Origin of the sequence: Aeromonas sp. MR16 (assembly GCF_022549315.1) — a bacterium.
GTDB lineage: Bacteria > Pseudomonadota > Gammaproteobacteria > Enterobacterales > Aeromonadaceae > Aeromonas > Aeromonas aquatica.
In genome coordinates, this window is record NZ_JAKZFK010000002.1 from 74,748 (window position 1) to 90,431 (window position 15,684).

15 protein-coding genes and 1 riboswitch are annotated in these 15,684 nt (G+C 62.6%); of the genes, 11 read left to right on the forward strand and 4 right to left on the reverse strand.

What is annotated here, in order from left to right; genetic code table 11:
* The first annotated feature begins 18 nt into the window (after positions 1–18).
* Complete coding sequence (locus MM194_RS02755) at positions 19–969, forward strand: AEC family transporter (RefSeq protein WP_241342580.1); 951 nt, start codon at positions 19–21, stop codon at positions 967–969.
* A gap of 4 nt (positions 970–973) precedes the next feature.
* On the opposite strand, the gene MM194_RS02760 is transcribed toward MM194_RS02755, so the two are convergent.
* On the reverse strand, positions 974–2,269 hold the full coding sequence (locus MM194_RS02760; RefSeq protein ID WP_241342581.1) for a PTS transporter subunit EIIC: 1,296 nt from the start codon (positions 2,267–2,269) through the stop codon (positions 974–976).
* Positions 2,270–2,533: 264 nt separating this feature from the next.
* Here MM194_RS02760 and MM194_RS02765 point away from each other — a divergent pair, with 264 nt between their 5' ends.
* The 9 genes from MM194_RS02765 to ansB all read left to right on the forward strand — a co-directional run bounded on the left by MM194_RS02765 (position 2,534) and on the right by ansB (position 10,846).
* A complete protein-coding gene (locus tag MM194_RS02765; RefSeq protein WP_033129482.1) occupies positions 2,534–2,839 on the forward strand; it encodes a PTS sugar transporter subunit IIB in 306 nt (101 codons plus the stop codon).
* Positions 2,840–2,879: 40 nt separating this feature from the next.
* On the forward strand, positions 2,880–4,208 hold the full coding sequence (locus MM194_RS02770; RefSeq protein WP_033129481.1) for a PTS sugar transporter subunit IIC: 1,329 nt from the start codon (positions 2,880–2,882) through the stop codon (positions 4,206–4,208).
* A 54-nt stretch (positions 4,209–4,262) separates the two neighbouring features.
* Positions 4,263–5,648 (forward strand): glycoside hydrolase family 1 protein, encoded by a 1,386-nt coding sequence (locus tag MM194_RS02775; RefSeq protein ID WP_033129480.1) that lies wholly within the window; start codon positions 4,263–4,265, stop codon positions 5,646–5,648.
* A 66-nt stretch (positions 5,649–5,714) separates the two neighbouring features.
* Complete coding sequence (gene chbA, locus MM194_RS02780) at positions 5,715–6,026, forward strand: PTS N,N'-diacetylchitobiose transporter subunit IIA (protein ID WP_033129479.1); 312 nt, start codon at positions 5,715–5,717, stop codon at positions 6,024–6,026.
* Positions 6,027–6,037: 11 nt separating this feature from the next.
* Entirely contained in the window at positions 6,038–6,967 is a 930-nt protein-coding gene (locus tag MM194_RS02785; protein ID WP_033129478.1) for an ROK family protein, read from the forward strand.
* 200 nt (positions 6,968–7,167) lie between these two features.
* The gene (locus tag MM194_RS02790; RefSeq protein ID WP_241342582.1) at positions 7,168–8,307 is read left to right on the forward strand and encodes a carbohydrate porin; all 1,140 of its coding nucleotides are present in this window, start codon (positions 7,168–7,170) and stop codon (positions 8,305–8,307) included.
* Between the two features lie 130 nt (positions 8,308–8,437).
* Positions 8,438–9,400 (forward strand): LacI family DNA-binding transcriptional regulator, encoded by a 963-nt coding sequence (locus tag MM194_RS02795; RefSeq protein ID WP_033129476.1) that lies wholly within the window; start codon positions 8,438–8,440, stop codon positions 9,398–9,400.
* 64 nt (positions 9,401–9,464) lie between these two features.
* The gene (locus MM194_RS02800; protein ID WP_033129475.1) at positions 9,465–9,659 is read left to right on the forward strand and encodes a heavy metal-associated domain-containing protein; all 195 of its coding nucleotides are present in this window, start codon (positions 9,465–9,467) and stop codon (positions 9,657–9,659) included.
* Between the two features lie 128 nt (positions 9,660–9,787).
* On the forward strand, positions 9,788–10,846 hold the full coding sequence (gene ansB, locus MM194_RS02805; RefSeq protein ID WP_241342583.1) for an L-asparaginase 2: 1,059 nt from the start codon (positions 9,788–9,790) through the stop codon (positions 10,844–10,846).
* 100 nt (positions 10,847–10,946) lie between these two features.
* On the opposite strand, the gene MM194_RS02810 is transcribed toward ansB, so the two are convergent.
* Entirely contained in the window at positions 10,947–11,933 is a 987-nt protein-coding gene (locus tag MM194_RS02810) for a sodium:calcium antiporter (protein WP_241342584.1), read from the reverse strand.
* A gap of 89 nt (positions 11,934–12,022) precedes the next feature.
* Positions 12,023–12,131: riboswitch (yybP-ykoY riboswitch) on the reverse strand.
* A gap of 170 nt (positions 12,132–12,301) precedes the next feature.
* Here MM194_RS02810 and MM194_RS02815 point away from each other — a divergent pair.
* Complete coding sequence (locus tag MM194_RS02815) at positions 12,302–12,889, forward strand: superinfection exclusion B family protein (protein ID WP_033129473.1); 588 nt, start codon at positions 12,302–12,304, stop codon at positions 12,887–12,889.
* 66 nt (positions 12,890–12,955) lie between these two features.
* On the opposite strand, the gene MM194_RS02820 is transcribed toward MM194_RS02815, so the two are convergent.
* Together MM194_RS02820 and MM194_RS02825 are read right to left on the reverse strand one after the other, a co-directional pair.
* Positions 12,956–13,414, reverse strand: a complete 459-nt coding sequence (locus MM194_RS02820) for a methylglyoxal synthase (protein ID WP_033129472.1) — start codon at positions 13,412–13,414, stop codon at positions 12,956–12,958.
* An 88-nt stretch (positions 13,415–13,502) separates the two neighbouring features.
* A complete protein-coding gene (locus tag MM194_RS02825; RefSeq protein WP_241342586.1) occupies positions 13,503–15,608 on the reverse strand; it encodes a DUF885 domain-containing protein in 2,106 nt (701 codons plus the stop codon).
* Positions 15,609–15,684 lie beyond the last annotated feature (76 nt).

A 15,684-nucleotide genomic window follows, 5' to 3' on the forward strand; every position in this document is an offset into this window, starting at 1 on the left:
TCGCACAGGACGCGCATCATGGATCTGTTGGCAAGTCTGCACTTCTCCCTCTCCATCACAGGCCCCATCTGCATGGTGCTGCTGCTCGGGATCTGGCTCAAGCGCCTCGGCCTGTTGCCGGACAGCTTCGTCGAATCCGCCTCGCGGCTGGTGTTCCAGGTCACCCTGCCGGCCCTGCTGTTTCTGAGCATGGTGCGCACCGATTTCTCCACCATGCCGAGCCCCTGGCTCATCCTCTACGGCCTGCTGGGCACCCTGGCAGGTTTTCTGGTACTCGAGCTGCTGGCGGCCCGTTTCATCAGCGAGCAGAAACTGCGCGGCATCTTCGTGCAGGGCAGTTTTCGCGGCAACATGGGGATCATGGGGCTGGCCTATGTGCAAAACGCCTATGGACCCGAGGGGATCGGCGCCGCGGCCCTGCTGGTGGGGGCAGTGACAGTGCTCTACAACATTCTCGCCGTCATCACCCTCACCCGCAGCCTGGGGGGCGGGCGGGGGATCAGGCCCATCCTGAAGGGGATCGTCAAAAACCCCCTCATCATCGCCATCCTCTCGGCGCTGCCATTCGGTCTGCTTGGCATAGAGCTGCCGCAGCTGGTCATCAACACCGGCAACTATTTCGCCAACATGACGCTGCCACTGGCCCTGCTCTGCACCGGGGCCAGCCTGAACCTCAAGGCCCTGCGAGGCGGTGCCACCCTGACCGGCTGGGCCACCGCGAACCGGCTGTTCTGCATCCCCGTGTTGCTGGTGACGGGAGCCTGGGCGCTCGGTTTCAGCACCCAGGCCCTCGGCATTCTGTTTCTCATCAGCTCCACCCCGACGGCGGCCGCCAGCTATGTGATGACCCGCGCCATGGGCGGCGACAGCGTGCTGGCTGCGAACATCATCGCCACTACCACCCTCGGCTCGCTGGTGAGCACCAGCTTGGGGGCCGCGCTGATGAACTATCTCGGGCTGATGGGATAGTTCTTCAGCCCAGCCGCTCGCGCTCCTGCTCCAGCACCATCTTCTCGTGGGCCAGGAAGAAGGGGCGGTAGAGCACATAGCCGTTGAGGATGCAGACCAGGCTCATCAGGCCGTTGTTCCAGCTGCCGTTCGCCGCCCAGGCGGCACCGAGCGGTGAGGGCATGGACCAGGGCAGCAGGGCGATGAACCTGTCGAGAAAGCCCCACTGGGTCAGCTGCCAGGCGATCACCGCATTGATCAGCGGAACGCCGATAAAGGGCAGGAAAAACAGCGGGTTCATTATGATGGGGAAGCCGAACAGCAGGGGCTCGTTGATGTTGAACATGGAGGGAATGAAGCCCAGTTTGCCCACCGACTGGATGGAGTGGCAGCGGCTGCGCATGGCCATAAACACCAGCGGCAGCGTGGTTCCAATGCCCCCGATCAGCAGGTAATAGTCCCAGAATCCCTGCAGGAAGATGTGGGGCAGGGGCTCCCCCGCCATCAGCGCCGCCTGGTTGGCACTCACCCCGGCCATCCAGAAGGGGGACAGCAGACCGGTCACTATCAGGGCGCCGTGGATCCCCATGAACCAGAGCAGATGGGCGATCAGCAGGGTGATCAGCAGGGCGGGCAGGGTGTCGGCCCCCACGATCAGGGGCCGGAACAGGGCGGCCATGAAGTCCGGCAGACTGATCCCGAACTGCTGTTGCAGCCAGAGTCGCAGCAGGCTCAGCGAAAGCATGGTGAACAGCAGCGGCACTATCAGCTGAAAGCCCCGCCTCGTCATCACCGGCACCTCCTCCGGCATCTTGATATACCAGCCACGACGATAGAAGAAGCGGGTCACCTCCACCGAATAGAACGCCATCAGCAGGGCCGTGAAGATCCCGGCCCCCCCTAGATAGCCAAACACCCCGGGTTGCAGCGACCGGAAGTCGATCAGCATCAGAAACGCCATGCAGCCCCCCAGGCCGCACAGCCGCTCCGGCATCTCATAGGCCTTGGCGAGGCTGGAGGCCGAGCCAAAGGCGATGATCAGCGCCACCAGCCCCAGAGTGTGGGAATAGACCGGAAACAGAAAAGGGTGCAGCTCCCGCGCCAGCCAGTGCAGCCACTGCCCGAAGGCGTGCGGGGTATCGGGAGATATGGGGGGAAACAGTATGGGTACCAGCAGGCTGCCGACGATGACAAAGGGCATGGCCAACTGAAAACCATCCCGTAACGAGAGCACATGGCGACTGCGGGTCAGCCAATTGGCAAACGGTACCATGCGCTGCTCAATCATGCCGACCAGCATTGCCATCCATTGCAGGTTCATCACTCTATTTTCCGTCCTTTTTCGCTTTTCATCCCCTGTCATCCCGGGGCTTTGGCTCCATTCTGACGATTTTGCTGCTCCGTTTCCGTAATATCCGCGACCATTTTGCCATTTCATTACTTCGCTCACACTTCCAGCCGCTCTTGACCGGAAATTACCGATCCCGCTCACACATCAATGGATGAATTGTGGAAACCGGTTTCCAATTTAAATCCGTTCGATCAAGAATGCCCCGTCCGTTACGAACCCCTGGAGAATCGGGAAATGAAAAAGATCATGTTGTGCTGCTCCTCTGGCATGTCCACCAGTCTGCTGGTCAAGAAGATGAAAGAGGAAGCGGACAAGCGGGGATTGAGCGCAGAGATACAGGCCTTCGGGGCGGCAGAGTTCGATCTGCAGATGCCGCACTACCAGGTCGTGCTGCTGGGGCCCCAGGTCAAATACATGCAGGCCGAGTTGCAGCAGCGGGCAGCCGCCCACGGCGTACCGGTCGACACCATCAACATGATGGATTACGGCATGCAACGGGGTGACAAGGTCCTCGACCACGCCCTCACTCTGATCGGCTGATGCGCAGACACCTACCAGTGAAAGTCACAAGGAAACCTTCATGAACACCCTTTACGAACGCTTTGTCAGTACCATAGAAAACCGGGTCAGCCCGCTGGCCGGGCGGATTGGCCAGCAAAAATATGTGCAGGCAATCCGTGATGGCTTCATCGCCGCCTTGCCCTTCATGATCGTCGGCAGCTTCATGCTGGTGTTCATCTTTCCCCCCTTCTCACCCCAGACCCAGTGGGGCTTCGCCCGCGCCTGGCTCGACTTCTCGGCCACCTATCAACCCCAGCTGCTATTGCCGTTCCAGCTGAGCATGGGGCTGATGACCCTGTTCATCTCGGTGGGGATCGGGGCCAGCCTGGCCCGCCAGAACGGGCTGGATCCGGTCACCACCGGTCTGCTCTGCCTGATGTCCTTCATGCTGGTGGCCGCGCCGGTCAAGGATGGTGCCATCTCCATGCAGTACTTCTCCGGCCAGGGGATCTTCACGGCCCTGATCACCGCCATCTATGCGGCCGAGGTCTACGCCTTCCTCAAGCGCAACAACATCACCATCAAGCTGCCGCCCCAGGTGCCGACCGGCGTCGCCCGCTCCTTTGAGGTGCTGATCCCGGTGCTGGTGATCATCTTGACCCTGCATCCCCTCAACCTGTTGCTGGAAAACACCACCGGCATGATCTTGCCGGAAGCCATCATGTCTCTGGTCAAGCCGCTGGTGGCTGCGTCCGATTCCCTGCCTGCCATGCTGCTGGCGGTACTGGTGTGCCAGGTGCTCTGGTTCGCCGGGATCCACGGTGCCCTGATCGTCACCGGCATCATGAATCCGTTCTGGATGGCCAACCTGGCCAACAACCAGGCCGCAATGGCGGCGGGTGAGGCACTGCCCCACATCTTCCTGCAGGGTTTCTGGGATCACTACCTGCTGATCGGTGGCGTCGGCTCCACCCTGCCGCTGGCCTTCCTGCTGCTGCGTAGCAAGGCGGCGCACCTGAGATCCATCGGCAAGATGGGCGTGGTGCCGGGCCTGTTCAACATCAACGAACCTATCCTGTTCGGTGCCCCCATCGTCATGAACCCGGTCTTCTTCCTGCCCTTCATCCTGGTGCCCATGATCAACGCCACTCTGGCCTGGTTTGCCCTGGACTTCGGCCTGGTGGAGCGGGTGGTGTCCCTCACCCCCTGGACCACGCCTGGGCCCATCGGTGCCTCCTGGGCCGCCAACTGGGCCATCAGCCCCATGGTGCTGAGCCTGCTGTGCATGTGCTCCGCCGCGGCCATGTACTACCCCTTCCTGAAAGCCTATGAGCGCACCCTGCTCAAACAGGAAGAGCAAGCCGACCGCGTGGAAGCGCGTCCGCTGGCGGCTGCCACCAGCCGTTGATTGTCTGCCGGGGCCGCCTGGCGGCCTCTCTTTTCAAGCCTGGAGTAACAACAGATGCAATACCGTTTTCCTGAACAGTTCTGGTGGGGCAGTGCCTCGTCCGCCGCCCAGGCGGAAGGCGCCAGCCAGCAAGGGGGCAAGGCGCCCACCATCTGGGATCACTGGTTCGAGCAGTCCCCCAATCGCTTCCACCAGCAGATTGGGCCGGCGCAGACGTCCGGTTTCTACCAGCATTTTCGCGACGACATCCGCCTGCTGCGCCAGCTCGGCCACAACAGTTTCCGCACCTCCATCGCCTGGTCGCGGCTGATCCCGGCGGGACGGGGAGAGCCGAACCCGGAGGCCGTCGCCTTCTATGACGCCATGATCGATGAGCTGGTGGCAGCAGGAGTAGAGCCCTTCATCTGCCTGTTCCACTTCGACATGCCCATGAGCATGCAGGAGCTGGGTGGCTGGGAGAGCCGGGAAGTGGTCGCCGCCTACGCCGCGTTCGCCGAGACCTGCTTCAAGTTGTTCGGTCACAAGGTCAAGCACTGGTTCACCTTCAACGAGCCGATCGTGCCGGTGGAGGGGGGCTACCTCTACGACTTCCACTATCCGAACGTGGTGGATTTTCGCCGCGCCGCCACCGTGGCCTACCACACCATGCTGGCGCACGCCACGGCGGTGCAGCGTTACCGCCTGCTCGGCCAGGATGGCCAGATCGGCATCATCCTGAACCTGACCCCCTCCTATCCGCGCTCGCAACATCCGGCGGATCTGAAGGCGGCCAACATCGCCGATCTGATGTTCAACCGCAGCTTCCTGGATCCGGCGGTCAAGGGGGAATACCCGGCCGAGCTGGTGGCGCTGCTCGAGGAGTATGACCAGTTGCCGGCCTGCGAGCCGGGGGACAAGGCCCTGCTGGCGGCCGGCAAGATCGACCTGCTGGGGGTCAACTACTACCAGCCGCGCCGGATCAAGGCGCGCAGCAACGCGGTCAACCCCGCCAGCCCCTTCATGCCGGAGTGGTTCTTCGATTACTACGAGATGCCGGGCCGCAAGATGAACCCGCACCGGGGCTGGGAGATCTACGAGCAGGGGGTCTACGACATCCTCACCAACCTGCGCGACCACTACGGCAACATCCCGAGCTACATCTCGGAGAACGGCATGGGGGTCGAGGGGGAGGCCAGGTTCAAGGGCGAGGATGGCCAGATCCAGGATGACTACCGTATCGGCTTCATCCGGGATCACCTCATCTGGCTGCACAAGGCGCTGGAAGAGGGCTGCCAGTGCCGGGGCTATCACCTCTGGACCTTCATCGACAACTGGTCCTGGAGCAATGCCTACAAGAATCGCTACGGCTTCGTCGAGCTGGAGCTGGAGAGCCAGACCCGGCGCATCAAGAAGAGCGGTCAGTGGTTCGCCACCGCAGCCCGCGAGAATGGCTTCGACTGATTATTCCGTCAGACCCGTATAGAGCGCGCGCCGGCCCAGGGCCGGCGCCATCACCAAGGAGTGTGTATGTTCGATCTGGAAGAGACAGTCATGGGTCTCATCATCAACGCCGGCATGAGCCGCAGCCTCTGCTTCGAGGCGCTGCGCCAGGCCAGAGTCGGCCAGTTTGCCGAGGCCGACGATCTGCTGCGCCAGGCCGCCGAGGCCGCCAATGCCGCCCATGCCGTGCAGACCCGGCTGATCGAGGCGGATGAGGGGGAGGGCAAGATCCCGGTCAAGCTGATCCTGGTACACGCCCAGGATCACCTGATGACCGCCATGCTCGCCCGGGAGCTGGTCACCGAGCTCATCGAGCTGCACCGCAAGCTGGCCGCCTGAGGGACACCATCATGTTGCGACTCGGACTCGACATCGGGGGCACCAAGATAGAGGCACAACTGCTCGATGATGAAGGCGTCAGCCTGCTGCGCAAGCGCATCCCGACCCCGACCACGGGTTACGCCGACTTCCTGGCCGCCATCACCCAGCTGGTGGAGGGCATACGCCAGGAGCTGGATCGACCCTTCAGCATCGGCATCGGATTGCCCGGGGCGGTCAGCCCGCAGACCGGTCGCATCAAGAATGCCAACTGCCTGTTTCTCAACGGTCAGGATCTCGAGGGCGATCTGATGCGGGCGCTGGGTCAGCCGGTTGCCATCGCCAATGACGCCGACTGCTTCACCCTGTCGGAGGCCGTCGACGGGGCCGGTGAGGCAGGGCGACTGGTGTTCGGCATCATACTCGGCACCGGCTGCGGCGGGGGGCTGGTGGTCAACCGCCAGCTCATGGTCGGCCCCAACGCCATCACCGGGGAGTGGGGTCACAACCCTTTGCCCGGCTACGATCCGGCCCTGGATGGCCCGGCTCAACCCTGTTACTGCGGCCGCCACAACTGCATAGAACGGTTCGTCTCCGGTACCGGTTTCAGCGCCCGCTTCAACCAGGCCCATGGGGTGAGCATGAGCACCCCGGAGATCATGGCGGCGGCGGCGCTGGGCAACCCCGAGGCCCACACCCACTACAGGCACTTCATCGGCGCCCTCGGCCGCAGCGTGGCCAGCCTGATCAACGTGCTGGATCCGGATGTCATCGTGTTTGGCGGCGGTCTCTCCAACCTCGATGCCCTCTATCGGGAGCTGCCAGCGGCGCTGGAGCCTTATCTGTTCTCGGATCGCTGCATCACCCGACTGCTGCCCGCCCGCTATGGGGACAGCAGCGGGGTGCGGGGCGCCGCCTGGTTGCCTAGCTGCAGCGAAGGAGTCGCGACATGGGCCCTCTGATCCCCGGCCGAAGGGAAAGGCGTCGATGCCCGCCCTGAGTTAGCACGCGGGCAGGGCCCCGCCCACCCGCACCCCCCATGTTCCTGGTCTCACATTGCCCTGCGATGGGGAAAAGGCATGCCCGAATTTGCCCTCTCTTCGGAGAGACAAATAAATAAACGCTTATATATCAAAATCATAAAACTCAAGGAATGATAATAATGAAACTGACGAACCTGTCCGCCCAGCTGATCGCCATCCTGGCCCTGAGCACTCCTTTCATGGCCAATGCCGTGGTGGAGACCAACACGGACTTTGGGCGCCTGAGCCTGGGGGGCGATGCGGAGATCAACCTCAATGCCTCCAACACCACCCGTGGCAACGTGCTGGGTCAGACCAGCGAGACCCGCAGCGACCGCTGGGACGAGGACGGTCGCCTGCTGCTGAACTTCCAGGGAGTGCGGGAGCTGGAGGATGGTCGCTACGGCCAGATCCAGATCCAGCCCACCATAGGCACCAACGGCGGCGCCGGTGCCGATGATGCTTATCTGGGCTTCGGTCAGCGCAGCAACTGGGGCATGAAGGTCGGTCGCTTCGAGGCCTATGACATGTTCCCGCTGGGTCAGGACATCTTCGTCGAGCATTCAGGGGACAGTGCCAACGATCTCTACTCCGACGGCAACGGTTACGTCTACATGCTGAAGGAAGGGCGCGGCCGGGCGGGCAAGGGGGGTCAGCTGCTGCTGAACAAGGAGACCGGCAACTGGTATCTGGAGCTCTCCAGCCTGATCGGGGATCGCACCAACCTGTTCGCCGGTCAGCAGTACCATGGCTATGCGCTGACCAAGGCCAAAGACTCCATCATGGTGCGTCCGGTCGTCGCCTGGAAGGGAGAGAACCTGAAGGTCGCGCTGGGGGCCGAGGGCAACGTGATCAACGACGCCATCGTGACCAATGACGATGTCTCCGTGTCCGATCGCATGGGCTACGGCATCACCACCAGTTGGACCCAGGATGCCCTGGTCATCAACGCCAACGCGGCCCGCATGGATGCCGAAGATGAAACCGATACCACCCTCGGCGCCAACCTCATCTGGCACAATGCCGGTCTGGGCTACATCTACGCCATCAACGACATCAGCAGCGCCAACCTGAACAACAACAGCGCCGACTTCAGCAAGATGATCGGCAAGCACAGCATCAACACCGTCTACGCCTCCTACAAGATCCCCAATGTGCTGGATCTGAGCAACTTCGACATCTATCTGGGGGCCTACTGGTCGCAGCTGAATGTCGACAGCAGCGAGGTGGACAACATCGACCGTTACGGTGGCCGCGTACGCTTCAAGTACTTCTTCTGAGTTGCAAGCCTGCATGACAGAGGGGAGCCCGGGCTCCCCTTTTCCGTCGGCGCAACGAGGCAACCCTTACCGGCCGGCATCGGCTTGTGCTAGGATGGAAACCTGTTAACCGGTTACCGTTGATGAAGCCATGGCCAATATTACCGACGTATCGCGTCTCGCGAATGTATCCAAAGCCACCGTTTCCCGCGTCCTGAGCGGCTCGCGCGGAGTGCGTGAGGAGAGCCGGCTGGCCGTGCTGCAGGCGGCGGAGCAGCTGAATTTTCGTCCCAATGCGACCGCCCGCTCCCTCGCCACCCAGGCGACCGATTGCATCGGCGTCATCCTCTCTCCCCAGCTGGGGGGACACCTTGCCAGCATGCTGCCCCTGATCGACGGCTTCCTCACCGGGGCCGGCAAGAGCATGCTGGTGCGTTTCGCCGAAGGGCTGGCCCAACAGCAGCAAGCGGTCGACGAGTTGCTGGGAGGGCGCTGCGATGGGGTGCTGGTGATCGGCGCCAAGCAGGCGCTGCAGGCGGATGACAGGCTGATCCAGCTCGATGGCGTCAGCGACTCGGACAATCTCAATCTCTGCTATGACCTGACCTTCGCCACCGAGAGCGCCTGTCGTTTCCTGCTCGGCAAGGGGCACCGCCAGCTGGTGTTGATGCTCGACGACAAACACTCTCCGGCCGGGAAGCATGCCATTCAGGGTTATCAGCAGGCGCTGCAGCAGCAGTCGCTGCCCTACAACGGTCAGCTGGTGATCGATGGCACCGGCAACCAGCAGGCCCTGCTCGGCCTGCTCAACCGCTATCTGCCTTTCACCGCGCTGGTGGTTCAGCACGATACCCTGGCCGCCGAGGCCATGCGGCTGCTGCGGGAGTTCAATCTCAACATCCCCCAGGATGTCTCCGTCATCAGCCTGGAGGGATCCCCGCTGGCGGATCAGCTGACGCCGCCGCTCACCTGCATCGAATACCCGAGCGAGCGGCTGGCGCAGGAGTGCGTGCGTCTGCTGCAGGCGCAGCTGGCCCAGAGCCTGCTTCCTGCCGACGAGCAGCTGAAGTTTCACGGTCGCCTCATAGTGCGTGAATCCGTGGTGGCGCGTTGAGGCTTGACCTTGCCGCTGGCGGCAGCTTTAGGCTGAGATCACACCCACAGAGAGGAGAGCAATCATGACTATCGAACTCACCGTATCCGGCATGTCTTGTGGTGGCTGCGCCGCCAGCCTGCAGAAGGCGCTGCTGGCCCAGAGCGCCGTCACCCAGGCCAGTGTCGATTTCGATAGCCGCAAGGCCGTGGTCGAGAGCGAGCTGAGCAAGGCCGAGATCGTCGCCCTGATCGAGGCCAAGGGCTTCTCGGTAGAGTGAACTAACACCATAGAGGTAAAAAACAGACTAATATTCTGTTTACTTGTTTTTAATGGTGAGAGTGATCACTTAAATTCGGTTTAAAAAGAATAAAAATGCTGCAATCAACCATCCAGAAGGATTGCAGCATGACCCTCCCTATCCGCAAGACCCTGCTCGCCACCGTACTCGGCCTGACCCTCTCCCCCCTGGCGATGGCGCTGCCCAGCGTGCACATCCTGGCGACCGGCGGCACCATCGCCGGGGCGGGTCAGTCTGCGACCCAGTCCAACTACGAGGCCGGCAAGGTGGCCATCGAGACCCTGATTGCCGCCGTGCCCGAGATGAAGAACGTGGCCGAGGTGCAGGGGGAGCAGGTGGTCAAGATTGGCTCCCAGGATATGAACGACGAGGTGTGGCTCAAGCTGGCCAAACGGGTGAATGAGCTGCTGGCCAAGGATGACGTGGATGGCATCGTCATCACCCACGGCACCGACACCATGGAAGAGACCGCCTACTTCCTGAACCTCACCGTCAAGAGCGACAAGCCGGTGGTGCTGGTTGGCGCCATGCGTCCCTCCACCGCCATGAGTGCCGACGGTCCGCTGAATCTCTACAACGCCGTGGTCACCGCCTCGGATCCGAGCTCCAAGGGCCGTGGCGTCATGGTCGCCATGAACGACACCGTGCTGGATGCCCGTGACGTCACCAAGACCAACACCACCGGGGTGCAGACCTTCGCGGCCCCGAACTTCGGCCCGCTCGGCTATATCCACAACGGCAAGATCGACTACCAGCGCAGCCCGGCTCGCCTGCACACCAGCAAGACCCCGTTCGACGTGAGCAAGCTCGACAAGCTGCCCCAGGTGGGCATCGTCTACAACTATGCCAACGCCAGCGATCTGCCGGCCAAGGCCCTGGTGGATGCCAAGTTTGACGGCATCGTCAGCGCCGGGGTGGGCAACGGCAATCTCTACCACAGCCTGTTCGATACCCTGGCCAAGGCGAGCGAGGACGGCATCCGGGTGGTGCGCTCTGCCCGCGTGCCGACCGGCGCCACCACCCTGGACGCCGAGATCGACGACGCCAAGTACGGCTTCGTGGCCGCAGGCACCCTGAACCCGCAGAAGGCGCGCATCCTGCTGATGCTCTCCCTGACCCAGAGCAAGGATCCCAAGCAGATCCAGCGCTGGTTCAAGGAGTTTTGATCCCGGGGCTCAGGGGCTGACATAACCCCATGAAAATAAACAAGGGCAGGATCTCATCCTGCCCTTTCTCATGGCGTCATGCACACAAACCAGCGTGCCCTCAGCTCACCCCCAGCCAGCCACAGAAAGCGAGATAGATAAGCCCCACCCAGGCCAGCCTGGCCGCCGTCATCCTCCCCCGGCGAAAGCCCCACCACAGCAACACCACCGCCAGCAGGGTCACCAGCGAGGAGACCAGCATGGTGCTGTCCAGCAGCCAGGGGGTGAACAGCAGGCAGAACGCCTTGGGAATGGTGCCCTGGATCATCATGGCGCCGGAGATGTTGGCCAGCGCCAGCCGGTTCTTGCCCTGGCGCACCCAGATCAGCACGTTCATCAGCTCCGGCATCTCGGTCGCCACCGGACTCAGCAACAGGGCCGCCAAGGCGGGGGAGAGGCCGAGCAGTTCGCCCATGCTCTCCAGCTGATGAACAAAGAGTTGAGCCGCCAGCGTCACCGCCAGCAGCGCCCCCAGGGTCTGCAGCAACACCTTGCCGCGCGCCGGGATCCTGGCCCCGGGATCCAGCTTGAGGGGGGCCGGCAACGAGACCTCATGGCTGTCGGTCTGCCTCAGCTCACGCCGCACATAGACCAGATAGATCAGCACGAACAGCGGCGCCAGCCAGGCCTTGCCGGTGAGGGTCACCATGCCGAGCGCCACCGCCACCAGGAAGATGCCGGCAAACCAGCGTTGATCCCGGCCTATGGCGCGTTGTACCTCGTTATCTATGACCCTCTGGTCAGGGTTCAGGCAGAGCAGCAGGGTCAGGCCGACGGCGGCATAACCCAGGGTGGAGAGCACCAGCGGACCGCCGAGGGCGGCGCCTATCCCGATCTGTTGCTGAGCAGAGGTATCCCCCATCAGCAGGGCGCTCAGGGTGACGATGCACTCCGGCAACGCCGTGCCGAGGGCGGCAAGCAGGGAGCCGGTGGCGCTCTGGGATAATTTGAGGTGATGACCGGTCCACTCGATGCCGTTGACGAAATATTCGCAGGCGAGATAGATGGTGACGGCGGAGAGCAGGAACAACAGCAGGGTGATCGGCATGATGGGCAACCGCCAGGCGAGCAGAACAACCGATGGACCCGATACGGCTCGCCTGGCTGGCTAGCATATCGAGGCCAAAGGTCTTGCAGAGCGATAGATGCTATCGCCGCTCATGCCATGGATCGGCAGATCCAAGAATGTTGACATGAGCCCTGCCCGGATCACGGGCGGGTTGCTACTCCCCAATGACAGTGCAGGTTTTTTACCAACCCGGTGGCCGTCTCACAAGGGAAATTAATAATAATGGGATCAACAAGTTGTAAGGGGATGTAACGCCCGGTCTGTTTCCTTGCCCACCTTAGCTGCGCATTGGCACAGCGATTGCTATCAGCTGAGTACTGTCCACAATGCTCTGGGAAGGATGAACGATGAAACGGTGGATCCAACATTTCTATCAGCTGAACCGCCTCAACTGGCTCATGGTCTGGTTGCTGCTCTGCTGCAGCATCATCTTGCTGTTTCCGGCCGGCCTGATGAAGGGGGCCGTCAGCCAGTGGGCCACGGTACATGCCGCCTGGCTCGGGGTTGGCATGCTGATCGCCATCTCCTACTTCTGCAGCCAGGGTTTCCTGATCGCCTGGGAGTGGGCCTGTGACGAGTGGCAGTCCCGCCGTCAGCAGGGGCTGCTGGCCCAGATGATCGGCTTCCTCGATTTCAACGAGAAGGCGGTGCTGCGCGAGTTCGTGCTGCAGCGTAAAAGCGTCATAAACTTGCCGATCACCGAGCCCGCCGTCAAAAACCTGATGGATGCCGGGGTGCTGACCTATGCCTACGGCAAGCCGGTGCGTGAGAAAGAGGACGAGAACCAGATCCGCGCCCTGATGATCGCCCTGCCGGCGCGGCCGCTGCTCACCTACAAGGTGTTGGGGCTCTCCCGTGGCAAGATGAGCGACGAGCAGGTGGAGCAGATCATGAACGCCAGGCCCAAGTTCGCCCAGAAGAGCCTCCAGCGCTAAGCCTGTCGTCATCCTGAAATAAACAGAGCCGGACTATGTGTCCGGCTCTTTGCTGTCTGGCGCTGGTTACTCGGTGCGTGCCTTGAGGTAACCGGCGTAGTCCGGCACCTGTATGCTGAAGGCGCGCTGCATGTGCGGGCTGTCCATGATGAAGTCTGCGGTCGCCTCGTTGGTGGCGACCGGGATGTTCCACACCGCCGCCAGACGCAACAGCGCCTTCACATCCGGATCGTGGGCCGCGGCATTGAGGGGATCCCAGAAGAAGATCATCACGTCGATCTTGCCCTCGGCGATCAGGGCGCCGAGCTGCTGGTCGCCGCCCATGGGGCCGGAGAAGAGGCAGGTGATGGGCAACTGTGCCTGTTTGCCGAGCAGGGTGCCCGTGGTGCCGGTCGCATAGAGGTGGTGGAGCTTGAGCTCCTCCTTGCGGCGCAGCACCCAGTTCAGCAAGGGGGTTTTCATGTTGTCGTGAGCCACCAGGGCAACCCGCTTGTGGGGGGCCATCTCACGTGCAATCAGTTCCATGGAAGTCTTCCGTAGCAATGTGAAGGAAATTGAGTCGTATCCTAATCGAAAGCGGCGCCCGCTGCCTTGCCGGGCGCCGTATCTGTGATCACTTCGACTCTTCTATCCACTGCCGGTTCTTCTGCTCCAGCACCGAGATGGGCAGCATGCCGTATTCCAGCACCTGGTGGTGGAAGGCCTTGAGATCGAAACTGCCGCCCAGGGCCTGCTCGGCGGATTCCCGCATCCGGATCAGGGCCAGCTGACCCGCCTTGTAGGAGGTGGCTTGGCCGGTGTAGGCCATGTAGCGCGGCACCTCCGAGCTGATGTCTCCCGCCCCCAGCGCCGAGTTCTCCTGCATGTAGCCGATGGCCCTGTCGTGGCTCCAGCCATACCAGTGGATGCCGGTGTCCACCACCAGTCGCATGGCTCTGAGCATCTCCTCGTTGAGGCGACCGAAGTACTGCAGCTGGTTGTTGAAGGCGGGGGAGCCCTCGACCTTCACATCCCCCACCGCAGGGTCGTAGAGACCGCGCCCCTGATAGAGCCCCAAGTCGTGATCCGCCAGATACTCGGTGTAGAGCGCCCAGCCTTCCGCATAGGCGGTGTAGGAGGCGTTCGCCACGTACAGCGGGAAGTCGGGATCCTTGGCCGCCAGCTCCTGGGCTATGGTGATCTGGAAGTGGTGGCCGGGCGCCCCCTCGTGGGCCAGCAAGGTGCTGATGTTCCAGCTCTGCAGGCCATAGGGGTAGTAGGTGTTGAGGAAGAACTGCCCCTTGCGACCGGTCTGGGGATTGCCATCCTGATACCAGGCGACCCCGCCGTAGGGCGCATCCCCGTAGGCGACGGGCACCACCTCGTAATCCAGCTTGGGAATGGTGCGCTCGGCATCGAAGAAGTCCGGCAGCACCAGCGCCGCCTTGCTCTTGAAGGCGTTGTACTCCCGCAGCGCCCGCTCATGCTCGGCCAGCGCCTGTTGCTGCGGCTCGCTCAGCGCAGCCCCGGCCGCGTTGCCCGGATTGAGGCCGGCAGACCAGGCCGACAGCGGATTCTGGTAGAAGAAGCCCGGCTCGTTCAGATAGCGGAAGAAGGCGTAGATCTGGCCGCTCTGCTTGCTCTTGGCCACCTCCTCGCTGTCGCACTGGCCGACGGTGTGGCACACCTTGACCATGGCGCCGAAGATCCGATCCACCTCGCTCAGCCCCAGCTCATGCACCTCCTCCGGCGTCATGTTGGTGGTGCTGTGTTTCTTCAGCAGCCAGCGGTACCAGTCGCGACCATCCGTCATGCCGCAGAAGCCGTCGTCGCACTCACCGCTGCCCAGGCGTACCGCATAGGCACCGCCATGCCGATAATCCAGATAGTCCCGCAGCGCCAGATAGCGGCCGTTGATGCTGTCCAGCACCCCCTTGTAGTCGGTGCGCAGCGCCTCGTCGGCCTCCCCCGGCAGTTGTTGCCAGCCGAGATAGGCGCCGGCGATCGCCTCGCCATCCAGCTTGCTGTTCAGCTGGGTCAGCAGCCTGTCCACCAGCTCACCCGGCAGGGTGTTGCCCCGGGCGCTGCCCAGTTCGAACTGGTGCTTCACCTCGGCCAGATAGGCGTCATAGGCCTTGAGCCAGGTCAGATGCTCCTGATACCAGGCCAGGGGGGCCGTCGCCGCCCGCGCCTGAGTGTCCAGCGCAGGCGCCGTGGCCGTGCGGTCGAGATCCCGCCGCCAGGCGGCATCACCCGGCGCCGCCCTATCTGCCGAGCTCTGCTCGAAATAGTCGAAGCCGCTGCCGACGGTGCGGGCGGCCCTGCCACTGGCGGGGGCTGCGCCGACCTCATCGGCCAGATCCACCACCCGGTTGCGGAAGTGATGGATGGGGATCTGGGATTGGGGCAGCCCATAACCTTCCAGGTTGATCCGCAGATCCCAGCGGATCATGTCGTAGAACAGCCGATCCCGTTCGCTCAGTACGGCGGGATCCAGTGCATCCAGCCGCTTGAGCAGGGAGGCGTCGAGCGCCTTGCGCTTTGCAATGCTCTGTTCATCGATGGCGAAGCCGTAGGGATCCAGAGCCTGGCTCTCGCGCAGGGCCTCGTCCATGGTTTGCATCAGGGTCGCCTTGGTGGCGACGGGATCCGCAGGTGCCTTGGAGCTGTTGTCGTTGCAGGCGGTGAGGGAGAAGGCGATGGCGCAACCCAGCGCCACCTTGTCGAGTGAGAAGTGCATGGTTTAGTCCTTTAATGCCTTGTTATTATGAGTCCCATTAAGGGGCTCCAATAGTGCACCGTCAGACCGCCGCCTT

Coding starts and splice junctions, on each gene's coding strand:
- MM194_RS02760 (WP_241342581.1), bottom strand. CDS start 2,269: ATGAACCTGCAATGGATGGCAATGCTGGTCGGCATGATTGAGCAGCGC.
- MM194_RS02765 (WP_033129482.1), top strand. CDS start 2,534: ATGAAAAAGATCATGTTGTGCTGCTCCTCTGGCATGTCCACCAGTCTG.
- MM194_RS02810 (WP_241342584.1), bottom strand. CDS start 11,933: ATGCCGATCACCCTGCTGTTGTTCCTGCTCTCCGCCGTCACCATCTAT.
- MM194_RS02800 (WP_033129475.1), top strand. CDS start 9,465: ATGACTATCGAACTCACCGTATCCGGCATGTCTTGTGGTGGCTGCGCC.
- MM194_RS02815 (WP_033129473.1), top strand. CDS start 12,302: ATGAAACGGTGGATCCAACATTTCTATCAGCTGAACCGCCTCAACTGG.
- MM194_RS02795 (WP_033129476.1), top strand. CDS start 8,438: ATGGCCAATATTACCGACGTATCGCGTCTCGCGAATGTATCCAAAGCC.
- MM194_RS02785 (WP_033129478.1), top strand. CDS start 6,038: ATGTTGCGACTCGGACTCGACATCGGGGGCACCAAGATAGAGGCACAA.
- MM194_RS02825 (WP_241342586.1), bottom strand. CDS start 15,608: ATGCACTTCTCACTCGACAAGGTGGCGCTGGGTTGCGCCATCGCCTTC.
- MM194_RS02755 (WP_241342580.1), top strand. CDS start 19: ATGGATCTGTTGGCAAGTCTGCACTTCTCCCTCTCCATCACAGGCCCC.
- MM194_RS02820 (WP_033129472.1), bottom strand. CDS start 13,414: ATGGAACTGATTGCACGTGAGATGGCCCCCCACAAGCGGGTTGCCCTG.
- chbA (WP_033129479.1), top strand. CDS start 5,715: ATGTTCGATCTGGAAGAGACAGTCATGGGTCTCATCATCAACGCCGGC.
- MM194_RS02790 (WP_241342582.1), top strand. CDS start 7,168: ATGAAACTGACGAACCTGTCCGCCCAGCTGATCGCCATCCTGGCCCTG.
- MM194_RS02775 (WP_033129480.1), top strand. CDS start 4,263: ATGCAATACCGTTTTCCTGAACAGTTCTGGTGGGGCAGTGCCTCGTCC.
- MM194_RS02770 (WP_033129481.1), top strand. CDS start 2,880: ATGAACACCCTTTACGAACGCTTTGTCAGTACCATAGAAAACCGGGTC.
- ansB (WP_241342583.1), top strand. CDS start 9,788: ATGACCCTCCCTATCCGCAAGACCCTGCTCGCCACCGTACTCGGCCTG.